The organism is Niallia sp. CD-39 (genome assembly GCF_059874745.1).
The window spans coordinates 302,220-328,991 of the sequence record NZ_JCBCPS010000004.1 but is presented as its reverse complement, the minus strand read 5'-3'; the positions used below and the strand labels follow the sequence as shown (position 1 = coordinate 328,991).

General features: G+C 36.0%; 26 protein-coding genes. 20 read left to right on the top strand and 6 right to left on the bottom strand.

The genetic code is table 11. The annotated features are described in order from the left end of the window. Positions 1–97 precede the first annotated feature (97 nt). The 10 genes from AC6F34_RS11895 (at position 98) to AC6F34_RS11850 (ending at position 10,839) form a co-directional block, all read left to right on the top strand. Positions 98–1,381 (top strand): histidine--tRNA ligase, encoded by a 1,284-nt coding sequence (locus tag AC6F34_RS11895; protein ID WP_500772340.1) that lies wholly within the window; start codon positions 98–100, stop codon positions 1,379–1,381. 109 nt (positions 1,382–1,490) lie between these two features. Continuing rightward, the gene (locus AC6F34_RS11890; protein WP_500772338.1) at positions 1,491–2,024 is read left to right on the top strand and encodes a sigma-70 family RNA polymerase sigma factor; all 534 of its coding nucleotides are present in this window, start codon (positions 1,491–1,493) and stop codon (positions 2,022–2,024) included. Beyond that, positions 2,008–3,006: an anti-sigma factor gene (locus tag AC6F34_RS11885; protein ID WP_500772336.1), complete on the top strand. Its 999-nt coding sequence runs from the start codon at positions 2,008–2,010 to the stop codon at positions 3,004–3,006. Before AC6F34_RS11890 ends, AC6F34_RS11885 begins: the two co-directional genes overlap by 17 nt. A 122-nt stretch (positions 3,007–3,128) precedes the next feature. After that, on the top strand, positions 3,129–4,934 hold the full coding sequence (locus AC6F34_RS11880) for a serine hydrolase domain-containing protein (RefSeq protein WP_500772334.1): 1,806 nt from the start codon (positions 3,129–3,131) through the stop codon (positions 4,932–4,934). 72 nt (positions 4,935–5,006) lie between these two features. Continuing rightward, positions 5,007–5,477, top strand: coding sequence for a DMP19 family protein (locus AC6F34_RS11875; RefSeq protein ID WP_500772332.1), 471 nt, complete (start codon positions 5,007–5,009; stop codon positions 5,475–5,477). A gap of 313 nt (positions 5,478–5,790) precedes the next feature. Next, positions 5,791–5,997 (top strand): helix-turn-helix transcriptional regulator, encoded by a 207-nt coding sequence (locus AC6F34_RS11870; protein WP_500772330.1) that lies wholly within the window; start codon positions 5,791–5,793, stop codon positions 5,995–5,997. Further along, entirely contained in the window at positions 5,994–6,425 is a 432-nt protein-coding gene (locus AC6F34_RS11865; protein WP_500772328.1) for a DUF6442 family protein, read from the top strand. Before AC6F34_RS11870 ends, AC6F34_RS11865 begins: the two co-directional genes overlap by 4 nt. A 188-nt stretch (positions 6,426–6,613) precedes the next feature. Beyond that, entirely contained in the window at positions 6,614–7,105 is a 492-nt protein-coding gene (locus AC6F34_RS11860) for a YehS family protein (RefSeq protein ID WP_500772453.1), read from the top strand. A 602-nt stretch (positions 7,106–7,707) separates the two neighbouring features. Beyond that, entirely contained in the window at positions 7,708–9,123 is a 1,416-nt protein-coding gene (locus tag AC6F34_RS11855) for a PQQ-dependent sugar dehydrogenase (RefSeq protein WP_500772326.1), read from the top strand. Positions 9,124–9,243: 120 nt separating this feature from the next. Next, on the top strand, positions 9,244–10,839 hold the full coding sequence (locus AC6F34_RS11850) for an acetolactate synthase large subunit (protein WP_500772324.1): 1,596 nt from the start codon (positions 9,244–9,246) through the stop codon (positions 10,837–10,839). Between the two features lie 79 nt (positions 10,840–10,918). Here AC6F34_RS11850 and AC6F34_RS11845 read toward each other — a convergent pair whose 3' ends face one another. Beyond that, positions 10,919–11,482: a hypothetical protein gene (locus AC6F34_RS11845; RefSeq protein ID WP_500772322.1), complete on the bottom strand. Its 564-nt coding sequence runs from the start codon at positions 11,480–11,482 to the stop codon at positions 10,919–10,921. A gap of 437 nt (positions 11,483–11,919) precedes the next feature. Between AC6F34_RS11845 and AC6F34_RS11840 the strand changes: the two genes are divergently transcribed. Continuing rightward, a complete protein-coding gene (locus AC6F34_RS11840) occupies positions 11,920–12,540 on the top strand; it encodes an NUDIX hydrolase (RefSeq protein ID WP_500772320.1) in 621 nt (206 codons plus the stop codon). A gap of 273 nt (positions 12,541–12,813) precedes the next feature. After that, complete coding sequence (locus AC6F34_RS11835) at positions 12,814–13,332, top strand: YfiT family bacillithiol transferase (protein WP_500772318.1); 519 nt, start codon at positions 12,814–12,816, stop codon at positions 13,330–13,332. A 99-nt stretch (positions 13,333–13,431) separates the two neighbouring features. Here the strand turns inward: AC6F34_RS11835 and AC6F34_RS11830 are convergent, their stop codons facing one another. Next, complete coding sequence (locus AC6F34_RS11830) at positions 13,432–14,220, bottom strand: ion transporter (RefSeq protein ID WP_500772316.1); 789 nt, start codon at positions 14,218–14,220, stop codon at positions 13,432–13,434. 300 nt (positions 14,221–14,520) lie between these two features. On the opposite strand from AC6F34_RS11830, the gene AC6F34_RS11825 reads away from it, so the two are divergent. Beyond that, positions 14,521–15,339 (top strand): GNAT family N-acetyltransferase, encoded by an 819-nt coding sequence (locus AC6F34_RS11825; protein WP_500772314.1) that lies wholly within the window; start codon positions 14,521–14,523, stop codon positions 15,337–15,339. Positions 15,340–15,426: 87 nt separating this feature from the next. Next, the gene (locus tag AC6F34_RS11820) at positions 15,427–16,299 is read left to right on the top strand and encodes an AraC family transcriptional regulator (protein ID WP_500772312.1); all 873 of its coding nucleotides are present in this window, start codon (positions 15,427–15,429) and stop codon (positions 16,297–16,299) included. A gap of 163 nt (positions 16,300–16,462) precedes the next feature. Here AC6F34_RS11820 and AC6F34_RS11815 read toward each other — a convergent pair whose 3' ends face one another. Next, positions 16,463–16,924, bottom strand: coding sequence for a YusW family protein (locus AC6F34_RS11815; protein ID WP_500772310.1), 462 nt, complete (start codon positions 16,922–16,924; stop codon positions 16,463–16,465). Positions 16,925–17,053: 129 nt separating this feature from the next. Between AC6F34_RS11815 and AC6F34_RS11810 the strand changes: the two genes are divergently transcribed. The 4 genes from AC6F34_RS11810 to AC6F34_RS11795 all read left to right on the top strand — a co-directional run bounded on the left by AC6F34_RS11810 (position 17,054) and on the right by AC6F34_RS11795 (position 21,366). Then, positions 17,054–17,716 (top strand): lysoplasmalogenase, encoded by a 663-nt coding sequence (locus AC6F34_RS11810; protein WP_500772308.1) that lies wholly within the window; start codon positions 17,054–17,056, stop codon positions 17,714–17,716. 132 nt (positions 17,717–17,848) lie between these two features. Beyond that, entirely contained in the window at positions 17,849–19,309 is a 1,461-nt protein-coding gene (locus AC6F34_RS11805) for a PAS domain S-box protein (protein WP_500772306.1), read from the top strand. Between the two features lie 219 nt (positions 19,310–19,528). Next, a complete protein-coding gene (locus AC6F34_RS11800) occupies positions 19,529–20,182 on the top strand; it encodes a 5-bromo-4-chloroindolyl phosphate hydrolysis family protein (protein ID WP_500772304.1) in 654 nt (217 codons plus the stop codon). Continuing rightward, entirely contained in the window at positions 20,179–21,366 is a 1,188-nt protein-coding gene (locus AC6F34_RS11795; protein WP_500772302.1) for a toxic anion resistance protein, read from the top strand. The genes AC6F34_RS11800 and AC6F34_RS11795 overlap by 4 nt, the downstream gene beginning before the upstream one ends. Before the next feature lie 268 nt (positions 21,367–21,634). On the opposite strand, the gene AC6F34_RS11790 is transcribed toward AC6F34_RS11795, so the two are convergent. Continuing rightward, complete coding sequence (locus AC6F34_RS11790) at positions 21,635–23,272, bottom strand: PAS domain S-box protein (RefSeq protein ID WP_500772300.1); 1,638 nt, start codon at positions 23,270–23,272, stop codon at positions 21,635–21,637. Between the two features lie 110 nt (positions 23,273–23,382). Then, positions 23,383–24,339, bottom strand: coding sequence for a UV DNA damage repair endonuclease UvsE (gene uvsE, locus AC6F34_RS11785; protein ID WP_500772298.1), 957 nt, complete (start codon positions 24,337–24,339; stop codon positions 23,383–23,385). A 121-nt stretch (positions 24,340–24,460) separates the two neighbouring features. Between uvsE and AC6F34_RS11780 the strand changes: the two genes are divergently transcribed. Together AC6F34_RS11780 and splB are read left to right on the top strand one after the other, a co-directional pair. Then, positions 24,461–24,703: a transcriptional regulator SplA domain-containing protein gene (locus AC6F34_RS11780; protein WP_500772296.1), complete on the top strand. Its 243-nt coding sequence runs from the start codon at positions 24,461–24,463 to the stop codon at positions 24,701–24,703. Beyond that, on the top strand, positions 24,700–25,725 hold the full coding sequence (gene splB / locus AC6F34_RS11775) for a spore photoproduct lyase (RefSeq protein ID WP_500772294.1): 1,026 nt from the start codon (positions 24,700–24,702) through the stop codon (positions 25,723–25,725). Before AC6F34_RS11780 ends, splB begins: the two co-directional genes overlap by 4 nt. Before the next feature lie 49 nt (positions 25,726–25,774). Here the strand turns inward: splB and AC6F34_RS11770 are convergent, their stop codons facing one another. Next, complete coding sequence (locus tag AC6F34_RS11770) at positions 25,775–26,713, bottom strand: AEC family transporter (RefSeq protein WP_500772292.1); 939 nt, start codon at positions 26,711–26,713, stop codon at positions 25,775–25,777. Positions 26,714–26,772 lie beyond the last annotated feature (59 nt).

Sequence of the window (26,772 nt, the reverse complement as noted above, 5' to 3'; positions counted from 1 at the left end):
AGGAAGACTATTTATCATTAAACCGTATTTGATTAAGCTCAACACTTAAATCAAGTGCGGTTTTTTATTTGTACTAAAAAAATTGGAGGTAATGAAGATGAAGAAAATGGATTATCAAAATGTTAAGGGTACACAAGATTATTTACCGGTTGCTGAGGTTGTAAGGAGAAACATTCGAAGAACATTAGAAGACGTATTCATTCAATACGGCTGCAAGCCACTGGAAACGCCAATTATAAACTACACGGAATTACTCGCTTCTAAATATGGGGGTGGGGCAGAAATAGTAGAGGAAATGTATACGTTAAGGGATAGAGGCAAAAGAGATATAGCTTTACGGTATGATTTAACAATGCCATTTGCAAAAGTTGTAGCCATGAATCCAACAATTAAGATGCCTTTTAAGCGTTATGAAATAGGTAAAGTATTTAGAGATGGGCCAATAAAAACAGGTCGTTTTCGAGAGTTTACACAATGTGATGTTGATCTTGTAGGTGTAGATTCACAAATAGCAGAAGCTGAACTTATGATGATGGCATTGGATGCTTTTAGGAAGCTCAATTTAAAGGTGGTCATTCAATACAACAATCGAAAGTTACTGACAGGAATGCTTGCTGGTTTTTGTACAGAACCTGATAGAATCAATAAGGTTGTACTAATACTAGATAAACTTGAAAAGGTCGGGTTAGAAGCGGTTCTTGCTGAGCTTGCTGAACTTGGCTTATCCATGACAACGATTCGGTTAATTAAGCAGTTTTTAACAGATGAAGAGAATACAAACCTTCGTTATTTCGAATCTTTTTCTGAGAAAAGTGAGGAAGTAAAACAAGGATTAAAAGAATTGAAAGAGTTAGAATCTTATCTGGAATTTCTAAATGTGAAAGATCAATGTGTGTTTAATCCATTCTTAGCAAGAGGGTTAGAGATCTATACCGGAACAATTTATGAAATATTCTTAACGGATCAATCGATTAAGTCAAGTATTGGGAGTGGCGGAAGGTATGACAATGCAATTGGTGGATTGCTTGGTACAGATGAAAGCTTTTCAACAGTCGGTATCTCTTTTGGATTAGATGTGATTTATACGGCTATGAGCATATCGGAGGAAGGACTTAAAGAGAACGCTGATGTAGATTATTATATCGTTCCATTAGGGACTCCGAAAGAATCCTTATTGGTAGCATCTTTTCTAAGAAATAAGGGATATAAAGTTGAGTTGGAAATGAGTAACAAGAAATTGAGGAAAGCACTTGATAAAGCAAATAAGGAGAAGATTCGTAACGTTATTATTATAGGAGAAACTGAAGTTGAAAAGAACCAATATATGGTAAAAAATATGCTTTCAGGTGAAGAACGGGTGGAGTCATATCGATATCGCTAATGTAAATGAGTAGATTGTTTCTAATATTTTTTTAAAAAAATTTTAAAATCACCTGTAACATATTGAGCAGTAAAACGTGTAAATAATGAAAAGGAGAAGAGGGGGGCAAATGCGAAATCAATTAAACTTAGAAAATCTTTATAGACAGTATGCAAAGCCTCTCTACTTTTACCTATTAAGGCTAAGTGGCTCAAAGCAGCTTGCAGAGGATATGACGCAAGAGACATTTGTTCGTGCTACTATTCACCTTCATGAATATGAAGGAGAAGAAGCTCGTGCTTGGCTGTTTAAAGTAGCTCGCAATGCGTATTTAGATGAATGGCGAAAGCAACAGCGAAGGAAGGCTATTCCACTCCTATCGATGTTTTCGTCGAAAGAAGAAATGCTTAGCCCATATGGACTTCCTGAAGATTCGCTTTTAATGCAAGAAACACATCAACAACTTGTTGATTTATTGGATTTTTTACCAGAGCGGTATAGATCGATTATTTATTTGCGAGAGTATGAGGATTTGAGCTACAAGGAGATTATGGGGGCATTGCAACTAACAGAAGAACAAGTGAAGGTAAATCTCCATCGAGCGAGAAAGAGACTGGCGAGTCTAGCTGAAAAGAAAGGGTGGGAAGATGACAGAATGGAATAAAGAATTAGAGTCGAGAATCTTAAAAAAATCAAAGTTCACCTTAACGTTACGGATATTACGCATATTGTTAATAATTGCAGTTAGTTATGTTATCTATATGATCGTTGCAAATATCGTCGCAGACAAACTTGCGATTGGTAAGGAAAATATGTACTTCTCAAGCCTTGCACTTGAATGGACTACTCCAAATGTAAGGGGAGGCTTCGATAGTAAGGAAGAAGCCTTGACGCCTTTCGGAACGAAAAGCTTGTCCTATAACTTACTAAAAAAAGTAGGTAGTAAGGACATTGTTATTGGGGAAGCACATGTGACAAAGCGACTATTTAGTGGACTTTCAAATATTACATATTCACATCCTGGCTCACAGCAGTTAAATGAATTATCCTTCTCTCTTCCTGAACATCCGCAAACCAAAAAGAGGTTAGATGCTAATACCTCACCCCATGTGTGGGAAACATTAGAGATGCTTCCTGAAGGAACAGTAGGCGAGCTAGCCTTTTCGACTACAAGTTTTATGGAATCAGAAGAGTTAATTGAGCTCCTAAAGGAATACGATCTTCATATAACGTGGATGCCCTTATACACTGGGGAATTTGTTGATTATGAACCAGGAGGCTGGAGTAGTAGTACGAATATGATCATGCTTTCTTATATAATTGGCCTAACAGGTGGATTCGAACATAATGGAAATTATCATCAATCATTCTGGATCGGATGGTTAAATGAAGAGTCGATAACTGAAAGCAAGCAGATGATGTTAAAGAACATGAATGAACTTTTAAATAAACCTGTTAGTTATTATGAGAACTTCTTAGGTTTATTGAACCTAGAGGAAAAGTATCGATACTTAGAAGAAGAGGGATTTACTGTTTATGGTGCCGTTGTAACAGGACCTGTAAAAGAATTGTTAAAGTTAAAAGACGCTTCATTTGTTCAAGGGGAGCAATTAGGTGAAATTGAGTTGTGGAATTGGGAAGGGTAGCTTCTAACTAATCGAATTAAGAGCCAGCTATCTGTCATAGATTGCTGGTTTTTATCATTTTTTTGAAAATTTGTAAGGCATCTAAAGTGAAGATGAGTATAATTGGTTGGAAGGAGGTGTATTTGGCATTGAATAATCATGCAATTAAGTTATGTAAGTTGTTTTTTTGTTTTTCACTACTTTCGTTGTTTACATACACTTATCCAGCTGCTGCAAGCGAACAGGTCGATTTAGAGAATCTGTTGGAATCTTATATAAACAAACACGAGGATCAGATTGCGGGCTTAGCAGCGATTGTCATAAACAAAGATGAAACGATTAACGAAATGAGAGGTTTTTCAGATATAGAAGAACAAATTCTCGTTAATGAAGATACAGTTTTTGAATGGGCATCTGTTTCAAAAATTCTAATTTGGATTAGTGTTTTACAGTTGGTAGAGGATGGAAAGCTCGATTTAAATACAGATATAAAAAAGTACTTGCCGAGTGATTTTCGTTCCAAAACAAAGTTTGAGGATCCGATTACGATGCAGCATTTAATGCATCATACAGCGGGGTTTGATGATAGTTACACAGATTTAATGATTCATCAACCAACCAAAATGAATACATTAAGAGATGTACTCGAGGAAGCAGATATTATTCAAGTATTTTCCCCAGGAGATGTTGTCGCTTATTCAAATTACGGAAGTGGCTTAGCAGCCTTCATTGTTGAGGAGATTAGTGGTTTGGATTATCGTGAGTTCGTTCGGCAGCATATTTTTGAGCCACTTCAAATGACGAAAACCGCCATAGACCCAGAACAAGAAGATAACAAATGGGTTAAACATCAGAGACAAGAGATACAAGGATATTCGGGTGCACTTCAATTAATAGAACCAAATCGTTATTCTATTCCTATGTATCCGATAGGTAGCGCTATAGGAACAGCTAAGGATTTACAGAAGCTGTTACAAGCGTTATTAACAGATGATGGAGCTCCTTTGTTTAAAAATAGTAGGACGATTGATTTTATGTTTGAACCGACTTTATATTATCCAAATACGATTATCCCAAGGATCGCAAACGGCTTATTTTACTTACCATCGAAAAGTCAGCATGTATTCGGTCACGGTGGGAACTCATCTGCTTTTAGCTCTGCTTTTTACATAGATCGAACTGATCGTATTGGTGTTTTAGTGTTGACGAATATTCAGAATGAAAGTACGTTCACTGCGGGAATACCTGAAGTTGTTTTTGGTGAATATATACAGGTTGAAAATGAGGCTAATTTAGAAAATTCATCTCAATGGAGTGGTATTTATGAACCAGCTCGGTTGCCAAGGCATGGATTTAGCAGTGTGTATGGATTGTTTTTGAGAAGCCATTCGAAACAGGTTGGAGCAAATGATCTAGTCATAAATGACATACATTATACACAGAAAGAGCCAAGCGTATATCATACAGAAGATGATTTCAGTATGTATAGTCTAGACGTTTATTCGAAGCATCCACAAATAAAGGAAATGATATCAAATACATATTCTGATTTACTCTATGTTCCCTATTATAAACATATACTAGAGTGGGCTGGCATGATTCTAGTATTACTAGCGATAGCGTTCTCACTTATTTATGTAATTGTTACTCTTTTGAGAAGGGTTTGGAATAAAAAGCGTCTACACAAATTACTACTCGCTCAACATTCTATGAACCTACTTTTGGTTGCTAACATTGTTTGGATTGTCTATAAGACCTTATCAATGACAACTTATGCATTTCTCAAGCCGTTTTTAATGTTCAACCTTGTATATGTAGCTATAACGCCTGTCATTAGTGGAGCCTTACTTGTGAAGATGCGTAAAACGAACAACCTAGTACAGATTTTGACAATCATTTTTGCATTCATACTATGTGGAAATCTATTGTATTGGGGATTTTATTACTAATTTAGTGATGTCTGATAGTGGCGGATCGATAGACACGAAAGTTTAGATAAGGAAGAAGGGTGGCACTTTATCATGAATACAAAGCCTAAAGTAAAAAAAGATGCCTTATTAAACAGAGATGGTATTTGGGATATTGTTAGTTCTGTTCTGAGTGAACATGGCTACTCAACAGATAATAAAGTAGCGAAGGAAGCATATACTGTCCTTCAATTTTATTCTGAATTGGAGAGTGGTGGTCATGAAAGTCTATGGAATTGGACTTCAGATCGTATAGCGGAAGTAGGAATTACGCATTATTTAGAAGAACTAATCGGTGTACTTGAGCAAATCGGTGCTCATGAGTATGCAAAGATTGAAAAGATGTATGGTGAGGAAATGTGGAGATTGCATGTAGGGTTAGAAAATGACGAAATTGATGAAAGTGATTACTATAGTGTGATCGAAAAAGCAGACGATGATTATTATAAGCTCAATGAAAATTTAAGAGAATTAATCGAATCGTACTTTGTAACGATACACAGAGATTTAATTGAAGTTGTTTAATAGAAGAACACATTTTAGGTGAATAGGATTTATCTTAGTTAATAAGGAATTTAGGTGGAAATATGTAAAATCTCATGAAAAAGCTGGCGTGAGCTGTATTTTAGTCAAAAAGTGAACAGTAGTCAATTTTGAGGAAATCATAATCTTCTGCAACTGCCTCCATGAGGTAGTTGCTTTTTTATGTTTGAAGAGATGAATAATGGTGTACGTATCAAAACTTTAACACGACAATGGAAAGCTAGCTTGACATTGTTCGAAATAAAAGATAAAATCCTTTTATGGAAAGTAAGCTTTCCGTAAGGAGGGTGCACGCATGAAAAACCGTTTAGAAGAAATTCGTAAGCAACAGGGAATTAAGCAAGAAGAACTGGCACAGGCTCTTGAAGTTTCGAGACAAACGATCGGTTCGCTGGAAAACGGGCGTTATAACCCATCAATTGTTTTAGCGTTTAAGATTGCTCGTTATTTTGATAAGAGTATCGAGGAAATCTTTATTTATGAGGAGGATGAAAACATATGAACAAAACGATTCCACCTTATCTTATAACCGTTGTAGGTTTTATACTACTAGTAGTTGGCTTGTCCTTCATCAAAACACTTGAAGACCCACAAGGCATGTTGCGATTGCTGCCTTATTTATGTGTTGGGCTTGGGTGTAGTATTTTTGGTTATGGTATTGGAGAATTAGTTCTCCAAGGTGCTATGAAGAAGGATCCCGATGCTGCGAAGCTGCTAGACATTGAGATGAAGGATGAGCGTAATTTGGCAATTGCTAATAAGGCAAAAGCTAAAGCATATGATTTGATGGTTTTTGTTTTTGGAGCATTAATGATAGCATTAGCTTTAATGGGTATTGATTTATTAGTGGTATTGATCCTTGTCCTTACCTACCTATTTATCGTAGTATATTGCACTTACTACCGATACAAATACTACAAAGAGATGTAAGAAATACTTGAAGTCTTTTATCCACACTAGAGAATGAGGTTTTATATACTGAGATAACGGTTTTATCGAAGCTAATGATATAAGGGTGAATGTTACAACCTAATCCTACTGTAGCTATGCAATAAATAGTAGGTTGCATGTGAGGTAGTACAGTCTGCACCTTTTTTAAAATAGGAGGAAATCCAATGATAGATAATAATGATTTATTAATTCGATTGAGGTATGCGTTAGAAATTAAAAACAGTGAAATGGCTGAGATTTTTAAGCTTGGAGGAGAAGAGGTCTCCGTACCAGAGGTCGTCAAAATTCTTAAAAAGACGGATGATGAAGAGAGCGATGATCAAATACAGTTAACAGATCAAATGTTCAACTCATTCTTGAATGGGTTGATTACGTTCAAAAGAGGAAAACAAGAGCCAAAGCCAGGTCAATCTATCCCGCCAGATTCGTCGATCAACAATCATACAAACATAAACAATATCCTTTTAAAGAAAGTTAAAATTGCCTTAGCATTAACAACAGAGGACATGATTGATATTTTCAAGAAAGCAGGATTGAACGTATCAAAAGGAGAACTTGGAGCTTTCCTGAGAAAAGAAGGACATAAAAATTATAAAGTATGTCTAGATAACTTCGCGAGAAACTTTTTAAAAGGGTTGACGATTAAATATAGGGGCTAAAGGAAGAGGAATACCAGTTTTTTTCTTTGTTATTTCAAAATTGTTAATTATTGGTGTGATTAGAACCCAAGGTTTAACAACATAACATCCATTTAGTGTAAGCGACAATAAACACTCGTCTGATTAACGCTTACTAGTTAAACATCTTGGCAATTTTCAATGTCCATTAGAAATAGGCTCTTCGATATAGAGGAGTCTTTTTTTGCGTTTTGAAAACAGTGTTTATTAAATGAAAAGTAACAAAGTAGAAGCTTTCTAAGCCTGTATTTTGAAGTTACACAAATTTTGTAGAAGAGTAACATGAAAAACCATTTTTATTATTTTAAGACTAGTCTTTTGATTCGCCTTAAAGTATAAGTTAGGAGTTGCTAAAGAAGAAATACATTTTCATAAAGAACGAAAGAATTTGAAATAAACATACTAGGCTATGATGTAGTCAAAGCGAGTAAGATGTTCTTAGGTAGAGAAACACGCTATGTGGTCAAGTGCTGCTTAGCGAAACCCTGAAGAAGCTGCTCAAATGTTCTGAGCGCAATTCTGTACTTATAAAATTGTTCTAATCATATTCTTATAAAAGGAAAAGATGAAAGGAGGTTAAGCCAGTGAACAAGGTGAAAGTAAGGTTGCAGCCTATTGTAAGCAGAATCAATTTACCCACTGTTTTGAAAACGGTCATCCTTCCAGGAGATTCAATTGAAAGATTATTTATTGCAACTCAGGTTGGAGAGATTTTTTATATAGGAAACAGGGATATCCGGACTTTTTTAGATATTCGCTCGCGAGTCATTGAACTAGGTGCTTCTAGTGGTGGATATGATGAAAGAGGATTGCTTGGGCTAGCGTTTCATCCTAATTTTTATTATAACGGTCTATTTTATCTTCATTATTCAGTAGCCGGAACACAAGGTCCAGGAGCTCTCCCAAAAGATTTTAGACCTGACCCATGTGATCCTAATACATTAAACCAAAAGTGGATAAATAGGGAAACGCAATATGATCATATCGATACAGTCGAAGAATGGGGCTTACAATCAAATGGAGTGCCTCAACGACTGCGGACTTTACTTAACGTAAGAAGACCGTTTTCAAATCATAATGGTGTTCATAGCTTAAATTTTTCACCGGAAACAGGAAAACTTGTTTTAACCACCGGAGATGGCGGGTTAGGTTATGATCCTTTTAACTTAAGTCAAGATAATATGGAGATAGCCGGTAAAATAATTGAAATCGATGTAGACAAGAATACATTCATTAATAATCCGCCTGTTGTCACTCGTTTTAATGAACTTCCCGCAGCTATACAGAATACCCTCACAGTAATAGTCAAAGGTGTTCGCAATATACCAGGAATATCATTTCAAAGGTTTGATCAACAGTATATTAAATATGCAGGAAATGTCGGACAGGATTTAGTTGAGTCGATTTTTTCATTCGTTCACTATAAACCATTACCAGTTACAGAGCTTACACAAGCTTCTGCCATGAGATTTGAGCCTGACCTAGATGGATTTATTAACTTTGGCTGGCGAGGGTGGGAAGGGGCATTTCCTACTTCAACCATTAGTAGCTGTACTGATGATAATTCGACTTTTAATAAAAAAACCATTGCTTATTACAATGAAGCAGCAGCCCTTTCAGGCAGTCGACTTCAGCCTTTAACTAGCTATTTTCATGATGATATTATACCCAATAAGTTTGGAGGGACAGCACTTACAGGTGTTCAGCCATATATGGGGACTGGAATCCACGGTTTAACAGGAAGCGTTGTGTTTACTGATCTAGCCAATAAAGAATCTCAATCACATGCTAGAGGGGTTTTAGCTTATACAAGTGTGAGAGCAGATGGAAAACAAAATGATTTTAGTGTGATTCAAACCGACTATGACTTTGGGACACAATCCGCGTACTATGTTAATTTAGGAACGAATCTTGATCAGACTAAATTATATTTAGGGGTTTATGGCTCAATGAAAGTGACTGATTTTCACGAAGGAACAGTATTTGAAATTGTTCCATGAATGGATGTAATGATCATTGGATAATATTAAGAACCAAGGGAGCATTTAAAGTTCCTCTGGTTTATTTTTTTGGTTCAATCAAATTGCAATTCTTAATGGTAATGTTATAAGGAGGCTGCTATGAAAGTATCGGATGTTATCGTACATTGTTTGGAAAATGAAGGCGTAGAATATGTATTTGGGATCGTAGGCAAAGAGACTCTTGATCTAGCAGATTCGTTATCGAGGTCTAAAAAAATCAACTATGTTAATGTGAGGCATGAACAAGGAGCTGCCTTTATGGCCGATGTTTATGGAAGATTATCAAATAAGGTGGGTGTATGTTTATCCACGTTGGGGCCAGGTGCTACAAACCTTTTAACTGGAATTGCCAGTGCGCAACTCGATCATTCTCCCTTACTGGCATTAATAGGACAAGCAGGTATAGAGCGGCATCATAAGGAATCTCATCAATACTTGGACATTGTCAAAATGGTTGAACCCGTTACAAAGTGGTGTACTCAAATCAAGGATTCACCTACTGTACCTACAATAATTCGAAGAGCGTTCAGAGAAGCTATGATGGAAAAGCCCGGATCAGCAGCGATTGTGCTTCCTGAGAATTTCACGTCGCAGATGATTCCAAACAAGCCATTGCCAGTAAAATCATTACCGAAAAGTGTTCCTGCTTTAGAAGCGATCAATGAAGCAATTTCCTTAATGAACAATTGTACAAAACCATTTATCGTAGTAGGAAATGGTGTAATTAGACAACATGCAACCATTGAGCTACAAACTTTTATTAATAGCCTTCAAGCTCCTGTTACTCATAGCTTTATGTCAAAAGGTGTACTAGGTAAAGAACATCCTAATAATTTTTTTTCATTTGGGTTTAATGAGAATGATGAAGTTTTACCCGGTCTTAACCAGGCTGATTTAATCATTGCTATTGGCTTTGACTTTGTAGAAAAACTGCCAAAGCATTGGAATCCATTGAAGATTCCAGTCCTACATATCGATGCATTACCAGCAGAAATAAATGAATTTTATCCTGTTGAGAGTGAGCTTGTTGGGAACATCAAGCAGACACTTCAATTGCTTAGTGAATGTGCATTGCCAGCTAAGTTCTGGGACCCTTATGGGAATATAAGAGAAAGAGTAGCTAATGCTTATTATATAAATAGAAGCCAGCAAAACTCAGCTGGTCTCCCACTTACCATTGAAAATATACTTCACTCGATTGAAGATTATACATCAGAAAATAGCATTGTGATTTCTGATGTCGGAGCCCATAAAGTTTCCATTGCTCGTACTTTTCAGCCTAAACAACCAAATAGGCTCATCATATCAAATGGCTTAGCTTCTATGGGAATCGCCATTCCAGGGTCTATTGGAGCTAAACTGGCTTGTCCAAATGACCCGGTCATATGTATTACGGGTGATGGTGGGGCGTTAATGAATTTTGCTGAAATAGAGACTGCCGTCAGATTAGGTCTTTCATTTATTATCATTGTCTTAAATGATTCAATGTTAAAACTTGAAAAACAGCAGATGGATCAGATGTTTGGAGAAAGTTTTGGTGTAACCTTTGCGAACCCAAATTTTATTAGATTAGCCGAAGGGTTCGGGATAGAAGGAAAGCAGGCTAGAAGTTTAGCCGAATTTCAGGCTGCTTTGCAAGAATCTTTACAAAATCCAGATCACTTAGTTTTAATAGAGGTTTTCTTACAAAATTGAACAACAGCAATTTCCAGTACCAGGAGAAGAAAATTAGAAAAACCATTTTAAAAACAACTTGAAAAAGAGTGCGTTGGACTCACTGCATTATAATCGTGATTAATCTTTTAATAATAATTAATGCCATTTCAACCCATAACCAACTATAAAGGAAAGTAAATAAAAAGATGCTTCCAACTGTAAGCAATGTGAAGGAATTAGAGACCATGGGTCCTAATATGGGAAAGTGAAAAATATATAGCAGACTTATAATTCCTATTGATAAAAGCAATGCACCGGTAGCAATGATACTTAATCTCTTCTTAAAAAAGTGAAAGGATATGCCAATGCCAAAACCTAATAACCCAGTTGTAAAAGGAAATATAAATAGTTCAGTTGGCTGCAGGACGAGTAACAACATGATTGTTAACAAATAGGACATTAGACCAAATGGAATAGAAAACATGGCACATAACAAAATAGGTGCTGTGGCAAGCGGACTTAAAAAGTAGCCAATACCTGGCAAAAAGCCCCCGGCAGACTGGAAAATAGCCGCGATACATGCAAAGATAGATACTAAAACGGTCATCATTGTTTTTTTACGTTTAGTAAATATTACTTGAGATAATTGGACCTCATCAGAAATAGGTTTTAAAAAATACACTGTTCCACCTCATTCTAAATGATTGATATGCTTTCTACAGTATATTGACCATTTACTATAAGTGGAACTTTTTATTTATACGAAAAGTTGACAGCTGACAACCATAGATAAAGGGGCTTCATTTACGCTTTTAATTATTGGTATAATATAAATTTTAAGAATAATTATTTTATTGTAATGGATTGTCCTGTTACAACTTAGGTATGATATTTCAAATGTGACATATGAATAAGAAGCTTCAAGGTTTAAATGATAGTAGATCGTCTCATATACGACTTGTACTATTTGCAGTATGACCTTCACGAATGGCGTGTCAAATTAAACAAATGAAAGGTAAATAGAGGTACTAAGAGGTTGCTTCCTACTTCAAGAACAAGGCAAGTAATCTAATTCTATCGTCCGAAGGTAAATAATAGTAGAAAATGAAGGTGGAAAACATGGCGAATGAGTATTTTAAGATATTTGATGAAGAACGAAAAGAAATAGGAGTTGCTTCTCGTAACGATGTACATCGCTTTGGATATTGGCACGAGACTTTTCATTGTTGGTTTGTTACGAAATATAAAAATACAGATTATATCTATTTACAACTCCGTAGCGATTCCAAAGCTGACTTTCCGAGCCTCTTAGATATTACAGTTGCAGGTCATTTGACTGCTGATGAAACGGTTCAAGATGGTGTAAGGGAGATAAGAGAAGAAGTAGGAATTGACATTCCATTTGAAAGTTTAATGCAGTTAGGGATAATAGATTATTGTGTAATAACAGGAGAGTTTATTGATAAAGAATTTGCACATGTTTTTTTATACAAGAGTCAACATACTCTTGAAGACTTTAATGTTCAATCAGACGAAGTTTCAGGCATGGTTATAGCCAAGTTTAAAGATTTTCGTGATTTATGGTTAGGTGAGATGGAGGAAATTCAAGTTAGTGGATTTAAAATAGATAAAGAGGGTAATAGAGACAGGTTTGTCGAGAACGTAGGCAAGGATAAATTTGTTCCCCATCAAATCTCATATTATAAAGAAGTCATTGAGAAAATAAAAGATAAAATGTAAAGATACTAGATAGGTAACTCCCACTTTCCTTTGACCATAGAAAACACTATAAATCAATATGATATCTTATATAGTGTTGGCACTCATTTAAATGAGAAGAAAATGTGATGATGGATCAGAGTGGTTAGCCATTCGAGTATGGAAACAATGAGACAAAAATAGTGAATAAGAGATGAAAGAGAATAATTTAATAATTTTTTATCTCGAGCTACAATGGCTAGTTAATGTTAAATTAGTTAAGTAATCAAGTATGTTTGTAGGAGGAATAGATAGATGGATTTGAAGTATCCTATTGGCAGTTTCCAATTTAATGATGAAATCACTAGTAGCGTTATTAATAATTGGATTAATGAGATTGAAGTATTACCTAGATTACTACAAGATAGTGTGAAAAAACTTAATGATGAACAGCTTGATACAGCTTATCGTTCTGGAGGTTGGACAGTTCGACAAGTAGTACACCATTTAGTAGATAGTCATATGAATGCTTATATGCGCATCAAATTAGCTCTTACAGAAGAAAAACCTGTAGTTAAGTTGTATGACGAAGCGAAATATGCGGAACTACATGATTATAAATTGCCAATTGACCCTTCTCTCTTACTTCTTGAAACATTGCACAAACGTTGGGTGGACCTTCTACGTAGTTTAACTTCTGATGATGTGGAGAAAACATTTACTCATCCTGAGTCAGGAGAAGTTTCCATAGCTAAAGCTATAGGAATTTATGCTTGGCATGGTAAACATCACATCGCACATATAACCTCTTTAAGTAAACGTAAGGGCTGGTAGAGACACTATTTGGTTTTTAATAAAGGTTTTCTGTTATTCAAAATCTCTTTAAAAACATGAAGACAAAGTCGATTCGGACTTTGTCTTCATTCTTTATGGTTATTTCTTCATCATATCCATCAGCTGATCCAGTTTTTGATGAAGCGATTTGTTTTGTTCTTTTAGTTGCTCTAGTTCCTTTTGTACTTCGTCTTCCTCAGGCTCTTTGTCTGCTTCTGCAAGTTTCTGAGCGTTGTTGACCAATTCACCGAAGAAGAGGTTAGCGAGTATAAATGCACTAATTAGAATGAACGTGACAAAGTACAGCCACGACCATGGAATTTCACTTAAAATTGGTCGGAAGATACCACTAGCCCATGAGTCTAAGGTGAAGATTTGGAAGAGTGTTAGAATCGTATAATGAAAGCTTCCAAAGTATTCCGGTGAAATTCCTGCAAACATTGAAGTACCAAAGATCCCATAAATATAAAACAGTATCGTCGTCAAAAGAATGGTACTTCCCATTGCAGGAAGTGATAAGAAGAGCGCATTGACTAATCTCTTTAGGGACGGGAACATCGATAACGTTCTAAGTACCCTTAGTACACGGATGATTCGCAAGATTGTGATGAAATTAGAATGAATAAATAGTAAACTTAAGGAAATGACAATGAAGTCTAATAGGTTCCAGCCATTTCGAAAGAAGTTGGAACGATAGACGTAGAGCTTTAATAAGATCTCAATTGAAAAGATCATTAGAAGGATTCGATCGAATCCTATCAAAATATCCGAATAGGATTCGTACACATCCGGATAGGTTTCAAGTCCAATAATGACTGCATTTAAAATAATAAGCACTAAGATCGTTTTTGAAAAAAGAGGATGCTCAATGATGTTTTTTAGCTTCATTTGCTTCACCTGCTCGATATCTTCAATTGCTTCATCAGTTATCTAGTTACTAACTGATTATACATTTCCTTTTATTTTAACATTTCCTTTCGTAATGGAACATAAAGATGATGTGAACACCAAGATTAATTAATAAGTAAAAATGTTAAACCAACTATTATTGTGGATACAATGTAATGAAACAATAAATCTGGTTTCAGCCTTCATATCAGTTGACGACTATACTTACTAAAAGTGAGCGCCTGAGAGAGAATCTTTGCTTAAACTTTACCTACTATCCTTTAAACGGAGGGAATTCTTATGATTAAGTCAATTTCGCAAGTAGATCTTAAAACGGCCACTGAGGCATGGAATGATGGATTTTCTGATTATATTGTGCAAATTCATTTAACAGAAGAGATGCTTCGAGACAGAATTAATTCTCTACATTTATCATGGGAATATTCGAGTGTGTATATTGTAGATGAAGCCATAGCAGCGGTAATGTTAGTGGGGATTCAATCGTTCAAGGGAAAGAAGCAACTGTGGATTGGTGGGATGGCAGTTGCACCAGCTTATAGAAGAGGTGGAATTGCAAAAGCATTACTCAGTTTTGCGGAGAAATGTGCGAAGGAGCAGGGATGTGAGGAGATGCTCCTTGAAGTGATCCAACAAAATACTCGAGCCAAAACACTTTATGAGCGTCATGAGTTCACGGTTTTAAATGAATTGGCTGTCGGTAAACTAGAAGCCTTACCTCATATAAAGAATAGTTTCACTTTACAGCCTGTCGAATCAAAAGAGGTTAAAGACAATGAGTCTGAGCTGACACCGTGGCAAAATCGATTGTTTGCAGACTCACCTGTATATAAGATAGTAAAGGATAATCAATCAATTGGTTATGCCGCATTCTCTCATAGTAAACAAGCCGATCAAAAGAAAAGAATTATTATAAAGCAACTAGAAGTACCATCAAGAGAAGATGCATGCCAACTAATCGTCTTACTTGGTGAAGATGGGGCTGAACTCGTTTATAGCAATATCGATCCTACTTCGATTGCTTATGAGGCAATGGCTCCTTATAAAGCTGACAATGAATTATTTCAATACCAAATGGTAAAAGTTATTCATCCATCATAAAAACCCTCCCCCTGCAGAACGGTGCACAGAAAGTCGGAGAAGGCTTCTTGTTCCTTTGTATAGTAGATGATAAGGAGGTGATTTTTTTTGGATCAGCTGAAAAATTTTAACGAAGCGATGGATTACATTGAGGCACATCTCACAGAAGAATTAGATTATGAGATTGTGGCGAAGAAGGCTCTGTGTTCAGAGTATCATTTTAAAAGAATGTTTTCTTTTTTAGCAGGTGTCCCTTTGTCTGAATACATCCGACGAAGAAAGCTTTCGTTAGCGGGGGTAGAATTGCAAAAGAAGAATGCAAAGGTAATCGATGTAGCGCTGAAGTACGGGTATGAATCACCAGATTCGTTTACGAGAGTGTTTCAGAAATTACATGGAATAACTCCAACAGAAGCGAAGTCTTCGAAAGTTTTTCTCAAAGCTTATCCAAGAATGACCTTCCAACTCACGATTCAAGGAGGAAGTAGCATGGAGTACCGGATTGAGAAGAAGGAAGGATTTCATATTATAGGTGTTAAGAAAAGGATTCCGATCGTTTTTGAAGGTGAAAATCCTCATATTTCAGGAATGTGGAAGAGCTTAGGGCATGAAGGTATTGAACAATTAAAGAAGTTATCTACTGTTGAACCGCTAGGGCTGATTCAAGCTTCAACGAATTTTTCTGACGGAAGGATGGAGGAAAAAGGGGAGCTTGATCACTATTTAGGAGTATTAACGAAAGAGCGTATTAGCGGCTATGATTGTATGGAAGTACCTGCACAAACATGGGCAGTGTTTGAATCGATTGGTTCCTTTCCTGAAAGCTTACAACAAACATGGGGGAGAATTTACTCTGAATGGTTTCCATCAACAGGATATGAGCAAACAAAAGGACCAGAAATACTATCAATAAAATCTAAGGACTTGTCTAAGCTAGATGTGAAAAGTGAACTATGGATTCCAGTTGTAAAAAAAGATTAAGTGTAGAGTGAAGTCTTTTTTGACTCAGCCTGTTTACAAACGATCGCTGTTTGTCTCTCTCGGCAATTCTTCCATAGAGCCGCACAGCTAGTCTTACAAGATCACTAAATAACTTTCCTAGAAAAGAGGTAGACAAAGTCATTTTGACTTTGCCTACCTTTAATTATTGCTGTATTTTATAATCTTTCCTAGTTCCATCAGCAAATTTGATTTCTAATTCTAGCTTTTGAAAGTCATCGTTTAGGTCGAATGTCGATAATACTTCTGAGACAATATCTTGTTCACTGCTATTTGCATCAAACGTAAGCGATTCAAAAATCGGCTCTAGATAGTCATACGCTTCATTCCCATGAAGTGTACGGTTATTAAAATCATCTTCTATCTCTGCTTCCGCATTATTTCTCTCAAAATCATAATCGACCTCAAATTGCTGATTATTTGCGTATTCTACATCGAGATCAAAGGAAGTAAACGAAAAGGCAAGCTGATCGCTTACTCCTCCACCTTCTCCTTCTTGCGGAACATTTTCAGGTGGTGGAGACACATCATCATCTGTGTTGTTGCACGCTATGAGGCAAAAGCTAATGATTGAAAACAAAGCGAAATATGTTAAAAGTTTTTTCATCGAATGATTCCTCCTTTACCAAGAGTATTCCCAAATCTGATTAAAAACATGAAAGAATGTTTCCCCTCTTTTACAGGTATTGTAGCTAAAGAGAGCGAATATAGTATTACGATGAAAGGGGGAAAACGAGTGGAAAGATTATTGCCATTATTCATTTTAGTAACAGGAATTTTTTATATTTTCTTTTTGCCTGAACTCTCAGAACCAATTCGTATTCTATTTAAGTGCATACCAATGATGTTGATTATTGCATACGCTTTTATACATAAACCTAAAGAGAAAGATGCGTATTCAACAATCATTTTATTAGGTCTATTCTTTTGCATGGTCGGCGATGCAACCTTAATTTGGTTTGTAGCTGGATTAACCGCATTTCTGATTGGTCATTTGTTTTATATTGCTGCCTTCACTCGTAGATGGAAGCTGACGTGGTGGAGACTAGCTGCGATTCTTCCAATTGCTGCTTACTCAGTGATTATTGGAACACAAATCACGACTGAGATGAAGAGCAATGGCAATGAAGGGCTAATCATTCCTGTTATTGCATATATCCTTGTCATTTCAACAATGCTTTGGATGGCAATCATGACTGGAAATGTTTATGCTATGATCGGTAGTCTTCTATTTGTTATTTCTGATTCTGTATTAGCGTGGAATAAGTTTGTGGAGCCAGTCATACATTCTGGTGCAATCATTATGTTGACATATTATAGTGCACAGTTTTTATTAGCAAGGAGTGTATTTGTCCCAAAGGAGAACAAAGCTAACATGACTACTACAGCTAAAGTGTGATAAAAGCTTCCTCCAGCCTTGTCTGAATTGGATGGATAAATCCATTTCTTAAAGGTAAAATAGTTAGTTTTATTTTTATAAAAATTCAGTAAAATAGTATTATAGATTGATCTAGGTTGGGGATGTTAAAAAATGGACTATATCGAATCTATTCGGAAGAAGGGGGAGCCTGTTCTTGTCGAGTCTCTGGACTTGTTCAACCTTTTTCTAAATAGTACAGCAGATGGTTTTGCAATTGTTGATTTGGAGAATCGCTTTGTGAGAATCAATCAAGTGTATACGAAAATTTTTGGATACACAGAGGAAGATTTAATTGGGAAGACATATAAAGATTTTAAGAACCCACAAAGCACGTATGATATGGTGGAACTAGTCAAACAAGGGAAATCCATTTCTAATTTGATAACGGAACGGTTTCATAAAAATGGCCAAAAAGTTGATATTGCTGCTTCATACTCTCCTTTCCGTGATGGGAAAGGGGAGATTATTGGCATCATTGCCATCTTTCGAGACCTAACAGAAATTAAGAAAATCGAAAGAGAATTACACAAAACAAAAGAAATACATCGACTTGTTTTAGAGTCTTCAACTGATTTAATTAAGGTATACACGAAAGACAAGGAAATCATTTACGCATCTCCTTCTCATGAATTGATCTTTGGCATGAATCCAGAGACTCTGGAAGGTACTACTATAAATGACCATTCAATTGATGCTACTTATGAGCAGCTCGACCGTATTTTCTATCAAATTATTCGAACAGGAGAACCACAAATTCTAAAATATAGAGGTTTGTCTCCTGCTAAAGATGAATTTGTAATCGAGACGAGGTTTTCGCCTATTTATAATGGGAATGATGAAATAGAGTTAATTTTAGCGATCGGGCGAGATATAACAGCAAGGGAAAATCGAGAACAAATGCTACGAAATATCGATCGTTTATCCGTCATTGGTCAACTCGCAGCAGGTGTGGCTCATGAAGTCATGAATCCACTGACATCACTTAAAGGGTTTGTAAAATTGCTTGCCTCATGTGAAAATCCTAATTTGCAAAAAGAGTATTTAGAAATTGTATCAGAAGATGTGGAGAATATTGAAAGCATTATTAGTGAGTTTATGGCACTGGCAAAGCCTCAAGCAACTATATTAGAAAGATGGAGCATTGAAGAACTACTTAAGGATACAGTGCTTTTAAAAGAAAAAATAATAACAAAAAAACATATTCAAGTAGAAATAATAGCTCCAGAAAAACCAATCTATATTGAATGCAACGCGAATCAAATTAGACAAGCGATTATTATTTTTATTGAAAATGCAGTAGAAGCAATGGGGAAAGATGGACATCTACAACTAAGCGTTGTGCCATTTGATGAAAATTTGGTAGAAATAAAGATTGCTGATAACGGAGTGGGGATCGACCCTCAGATTATTCCATATTTAGGAACGCCTTTTTATACGACGAAGGAGAAGGGGATTGGGCTTGGATTAACAATTAGTAACAAGATTATACAAGAACATAATGGAGTAATGAAAATTGAGAGTCAATTAGATGAGGGAACGACTGTATCCGTGCAATTACACACTTGTGAGTAAGTATGTATTGCCTTCACCTTCGTATAAATCCTTTTTCACCTACTATAAACTAAGTCTCAAGGCGGATATTAGGTTACACTTACGGTCTATGGAAATAAACAGTCATTTCGTGTAAGGTTAATGTAGAGAGCGAAAGGAATGTTTTCTTCTTTTGAATGAAACTTTCTTCTGATCTGAGTCGTAAATATATAAAGGATTTTTAGGTAGGTGTAGGTGAAAATGAATTCTATAATGAACTTTTTTATACAAGCTTTTATCGCTTTCCCAGTCTCTATAACTGTTTGGATCATTGCGTATTTTGGGTTCCAACCTGGATTCTTTCTATCGAGCGGAATTGCTACTGCTGCATGGTTTCTCACATATTTTTTGACGGGGGAATTCTTGAAAGCAAAATTTTTAAAGTCACATGGACTTACGCGCAAGGAATATAAGTTTATTAAAACAAATCTTGATGAGGCTAAAGGAAAAATAGGGCGCCTTCATCGTTCCTTAATGTCGATTCGTCATCTTCCAACGAAAAAAAGTCGTCGTGAAATGATTACAATGACGAGGAAAATCTACCAGCTGACGAAAAAAGAACCAAAGCGATTTTATCAAGCTGAACGTTTCTATTTTTCTCATTTAGATTCTGCAGTAGAATTAGCGGAGAATTATGTGTTTCTTTCCTCGCAGCCGAAAAAGACATTTGAGTTGGAGCAATCATTAAAAGAAACAAGAAAGACGTTGGATGAGCTAGGTGTAAATATTGAAAAGGATTTGTACCAAGTCATATCCAATGATATTCATAATCTTCACTTTGAAATCGATGTCGCAAAAAAATCAATTCATACGATCAAAAATTCGAAAATCGATGAAAGTAGGCGTTTAAAATGAGTGAACAACAATCATCGTTACCAAAAAACAATGTAGATACGAACCTTTTGGATGATCTTCTAGCAGATCCTTTTGGCGGAGATCAAAACATAAATCAAGTGAGAACTGAAGGAAATTCACAACAACCTCAAGGAAAAAAGTTGATTGATGTGATTCCAGAGGAAAATCGTCAGAAGGCGCTTCAGCTTGCACAACAAATTGATCCCAAAAATCATCAGGCAATGATTTCTTATGGAACTCCGGCACAGTCAAAGTTATTAAACTTTTCACATCAAATGCTCGAGCATGTCCAAAAAAAGGACGTTGGTGAAATCGGCGATATTATTAATGAGCTGATGAGAAAGTTCAATGATGTCAATCCAGATGATCTGAAGCCTGAGAAGTCAAATTTTTTATCAAGAATGTTTGGAAAGATTTCTGGATCAGTTCAAGAAATGCTTTCTAAATATCAAAAGACTGGTGCACAAATTGATCGCATCAGTGTCAAGCTTGAACGAAGTAAAAACTTGCTAATGACAGATGTAGTAATGCTTGAAAAGCTATACGAAAGCAACAAAGAATATTTTCATGCCTTAAACGTATATATTGCAGCTGGGGAAGTGAAATTAGAAGAACTACATCAACAAGTGATTCCAGCCATTAAAAAAGATGCTGAAAATAATAATGATCAAATGAAGTATCAAGAGGTCAATGATATGATTCAGTTTGCTGACCGCCTTGATAAGCGTCTTTATGATTTGAAATTGAGTAGAGAGATTACGATTCAAAGTGCTCCTCAAATTCGTCTAATTCAAAATACGAACCAAGCTTTGATTGAAAAGATCCAATCATCAATTATGACGGCGATTCCTTTATGGAAAAACCAAGTGGCGATTGCTTTGACTTTAATACGTCAACGCCATGCGGTTGAGGCTCAAAAGCAGGTTTCGAAGACAACGAATGATTTGTTATTGAAAAATGCTGAAATGCTTAAGACGAATACGATTGAAGTAGCAAAAGAAAACGAACGAGGCATCGTCGATATAGAGACATTGAAGAAAACACAGGAGAACTTAATCTCTACTTTGGAAGAGACATTACGCATTCAAGAAGATGGTCGCAGCAAACGCCGTCAGGCTGAGCTAGATCTAGCAAATATGGAAAATGATTTGCGCATGAAGCTATTAGATATTAAAGGTGAATAATGATAATAAATAAAAACAGCTCTGAACTTTTTTGATCAGAGCTTGAGATTTGTAGACAAAGTCGATTTCCGACTTTGTCTACATGTTTATCGTTGGACTTTTTTATCATAAGAGAAACCCTCAGAATGTCTTGAAAACGCTTGTCAGACTAGGCGTGCGGTCTTGGTGAAGAACCGAATAGAACACACAGTTCATGAGGGGACTTTGATGCCAAACAACGACGTTTGCGAGCGTTTGTCGGGCAGTCTGAAGCTCTGAACTTTTTTGTTCAGAGCTGTTTATTATTTTGGATAGGCAAACAAATTTGTACAGTTGTTCCGTCATTTTTTTTACTTTTAAATTGGATAGTGCCTTTATGTATGTCAATTATCTTATAACAAACAGTTAAGCCTAAACCAGTTCCTTTTTCTTTAAGGGAGAAGAAAGGATCTCCTATTTGTTTTAATTCTTCTTCATTCAGGCCAATGCCATGGTCTTGTATTGAGACTATGACTTTATGATCCCTGTAATGAACTTTTATACGAATGTGATCCCCTTTGCTCGAAGCTTCAATAGCATTTTTAATTAAGTTTATAAAAAGCTGCTTTAGTTGATTAGGGTCACAGTCGATTGCGGTTCTTTCTTTACAATCATATTCGTATTGAAGGTCGATATCATATAGCAACGCCTCTGTAGATAGTAATGAAATGACATCCTCCAGTATATCTTCTATGGTCGCCTTTTTAAATTGGATGACTTGTGGTTTAGCTAATAACAGCAATTCACTTACAATACGATTGATTCGTTCTAATTCATCCTGCATAATTTTATAATAAAATCGATGCTTTTCATTCTCGGCATTTAATATTTGCACGAATCCTTTTAAAGACGTAAGCGGGTTTCGAATTTCATGTGCAATGCTTGCAGATAGCTCTCCGACAACAGATAGCTTTTCAGTTCTTCTAAGCTTTTCTTCGGTCAATCTTTGTTGTGTAAAATCCTTCCCGTGTGCAATCATTCCTTTGATCTTGCCATTCACAACAATTGGAAGCATTGTGCAACCCACTGTTAATTTCAAGCCTGATTTATGCAATAGAATGATTTCTTCTTTATGTGGTTGTAGGTCACTCGTAATGGAAGAGATATGATCACTAAGAATTTCCTTTGAATCTGCCTCGATAAAATCGATGAGCTTCTTGCCAATCGCTTCATCAGAACTATATCCAGTAACTTCTGTGAACTGAGGATTTACCTTCATAATTGATCCATTTAGATCTGTCATACAAATGATCTCTGTATTGTATGTAAAAAGGGATTCATATTGCTGCTGACTTTCTTCAAGCAGGGTTTGAATATTCTTTTTTTCTGTAATGTCTCTACCAATAATGACCATCCCTTTTTTCTGGCCCTGAGGTGTATAAATTGGTGTTTTGATTGTATCAAACACTTTAATTGATCCATCAGCTCGCTTAATCACTTCTTCTAATCTTGTAGTGCCTTTCCTGTTCCAAGCAGCCTCGTCAGACGTGACACAGTGGAGGAAAGCCTGTTGATAATGTAATGAATTATCTGCTAGCTCCAAATCTGTTTTACCTATATAATTGATGTCCTCTATTTCAAATAATTTCAATGCAAATTTGTTTGCATAAGTCCATTTTCCTTCTTCGTCTTTAATATTGACGAAATCAGGCATTGAATCAATAAGAGTAAATAACTTTTCGTCCTCTTGCTGCTTTTGGAAACTCTCACTTTTCTTCATAAAAAAGTAAAGAAGAAGTCCTGTGAATGCAATAAAGACAAATTCTTTGATTATTTGGAGCACCTCAATAATAGTGGAAGGCTCAAATAACGATAGTATGAAATTAGTGGAGAATACCCAAATGAGGCTAAATAGAATATAAAGGCCCATAATCTTAATCTTATTCATAAGACAGAAGTTCTCCTTATTCAAGTTAAGGTTTATCCATATATTTCTTCTATCATACCATGTTCATGGTAGTTCTTATCATTTTTTGTCGAAAAAAAATGATACTTTATTTATTTCCATTCAATTGTTGCCCCACCTATCCTTTTAACGCCACGAATAGAAGTAACCTCTTCGATCAGCTGAAGAAGTGCAAGGTCTTTTGCTTTCGCTTCAATCATCACATCCACATCTTCTCCTACCTCCCGAAGCATTTTGAAAAACGGAAGAGCGAAGTCTAAAGAAACATTCGTTGCATGAGAACGATATGTTGAGTCAGATTTAGGTGATGAAAGGTGGACTTTTGGTGGAAGTAATTGCTGCTCCCACGTTTGATAAATTCGTTGCAAGTAAGATTCAATCTTATGACCATCTTGATTTGCCATATGATGATGATAATCTAGGACCATTGGTGTACCTTCAATTTCACAGGTTCGTAATGTTTCTTCAATATTAAACGTTTTGTCATCATTTTCTAATGTAACCCTATCTTTAATAATTGGAGAGAGTCGCTTTATGTTTTGATGGAATCGTTCAAGTGCTAGTTCCTTGTTCCCGTATGCTCCGCCAATATGAATATTGATGAGAGAACGATTTTCTAGTCCCATTGCTTTAAGCATTTTATAGTGATATTCCATATCTTTTATTGCGTTCGCTGTTACATGCTCCTTGTCACTCGTAAAGAGTGTAAATTGACTAGGATGAAAGCTTGTGCGAATGTCATGTTTTTTTATTAAGTCTCCAAGCTGCTTCCATTGATTTTCGAAGGGAGTAATGAAGTCCCAAAGAACCTCAGGGTGTGTAGCTAAAGGTACGAGTGAGCTTGACATACGGTATAATTTTATATCATGCGCGATATTATAATGGATCACTCTTTTTGTATTTTCAATGTTTTGGGAAGTAACCCTTAATAGTCCTTCCATTTGTTGCTCTTGACTAAGTTTTGTAAATCTTGAGAATGTCATTGTTTTAGATGGACTAGCGTCCCATAGAGCCATCGCATTTGCAACGTATCCAAAACGAAATTTCATCTTTTCACCCCTCTATGTTAATCTTCCATTTGTAGTCTCATATATGTTAAGTATAAATTTACCATCTATAGTATTGAGGTTGTGATGGCAAACTGAGAAAAAAAGAAATGAGGACAAGAATATGACTCAACCAGGAGATGTCGTCTATGTTTTCTATCGAAATCCCCATACACAGGATGTTGCAAATATACAAGAAGCAGCTGTTGTGAGAGATCCGGACAACCCAAATAACTTAGCTTTATTTTTATATGAAACGTATTACCCTTTAACAGACGACCTTGCTTTTTATACTTCAAAGGATGAGGCGATGAGCGTCTATCAATCCTACTTTGGTATGGTAGAGGACGGAGAGTTTTTTTCATGAAGCCGTTTACTCCACAACTCGTATACTTCGAACCACAATCTCTAGATTATCCTTTAGGCGTACAGTTAAAGAAGAAGTTTGAAGAGATGGGGTTAGAAATTCATTTTACCACATCCCATAATCAAGTAAGAAATTTGCCTGGAGAAAACGATTTTCAAAGATACCGAATTGCTAAATCAACTTTAGTTGTTGGAATTCGTAAGACGTTAAAGTTTGATACATCGAAACCATCTGCTGAATACGCAATTCCGTTTGCAACAGGTTGTATGGGACATTGTCATTATTGCTATTTACAAACCACGATGGGAAGTAAACCATATATCCGTACATATGTGAATGTTGAAGAAATTTTAGATCAGGCAGATCAATATATTGCGGAAAGAGCACCTGAAATCACAAGATTTGAAGCTGCTTGTACATCAGACATTGTGGGCATCGATCATTTAACGCATTCGTTAAAGAGTGCCATCGAGCATTTTGGACAATCAGAGTATGGTAAGCTTCGTTTTGTTACGAAGTTCCATCATGTTGATCATTTACTTGATGCTAATCATAATGGGAAAACAAGATTCCGCTTTAGCATTAATGCTGATTATGTAATAAAGCATTTTGAACCTGGAACTTCTCCGTTGGCAAAAAGGATAGAAGCCGCCGGTAAAGTTGCTAGAGCAGGGTATCCATTAGGATTTATAGTTGCACCTATTTATCTTCATGAAGGCTGGAAAGAAGGGTATTATAAAATGTTTGAGAGGCTAGACGAAGAATTGGATAAGAATGCTAGAGACGATATTACGTTTGAGTTTATTCAGCATCGGTTCACAAAACCAGCAAAACGTGTCATTGAAAAAAACTATCCGATGACAAAGTTAGAATTAGATGAAGAAGCAAGACGCTACAAGTGGGGAAAGTATGGAATTGGCAAATACATATACCAAAAGGAAGAAGAAGAGGATATAAAAAGTACGCTATATTCTTATATGCAAAAATTCTTCCCTAATGCGAAGTTGGAGTATTTTACTTAAGACTACACATTTGTATATGGTTAGGAAAAGTCGCTGTTTTTCGCTTTTATCAAACCATAATTAAGTTTATAAGCCAATAAAGAATCGGTATAGAAACAACAGTGCCGATTGTTGTCATGAAAACAGCAAGCGAAGAGAATGCTGTATCTCCTCCGTATTTCTGTGAAAACAGTGACATTGTCGGTGCAGAAGGCATACCTGTAATCAACACACAAATGACAATTAGATTATAAGGAACGCCAACATAAACAAATGGCAATAATAATAAAGGGATAACAAGTAATTTCGTCAATAGAACCGTCCATAAACTACGATGAAATAGGGAAGCTTTTATTTCATTCCATTTCATCTGTGCGAGTAAGCTCCCTATTAATAGCATACTCAGTGGAATGGTCATTTCTCCTACGATTTTTAGAAGATTCGATGCAGCATATGGCAATTGGAATGGGGCAAAGAAAAGAGCTGTCCCAGAAAAAGTTGCAATAACTCCTGGGTTAAGGAAAACAGGCTTCCATATGGAGGCCTGTTTATTTTTGACAAACAAAAACACCCCATAAGTCCACAATATAATGAGATATGGGAGATTAAACATCGTTGCATAAGTTATGCCGATATCACCAAACAAAATATAGACAACTGCAATGCCGATAAACCCTTGATTTCCAAAAATCATAACAGCTTCAAAGACATGCTTTCGATTTTGTGGCATTTTTATTATGTTTTTCAACTTATAGGCGAGAAAACTAGCCAGAGTCATAATATAGATGGATAGCATCATTAGAAGGACTAGTTCATGAAACATTTTCATGGAAAAAGGAATATTTAGCGCGTAAATAATAAGGCACGGTAATGTAATATTTAAAAGCAACGACGTAAAAACAGCATTTGTCGATTCTGGTAATAGATTTGTCTTACGTGCAGAGAATCCAACTATTGCAATCAAGTATAATGTCAACATTTCTAGAAGAAATGGAATTAGCTCGCTCATCCTTTACCCCCTCCATTTGCCTATATATCTATATATTCACTCGCAAATAAACGGTTCAT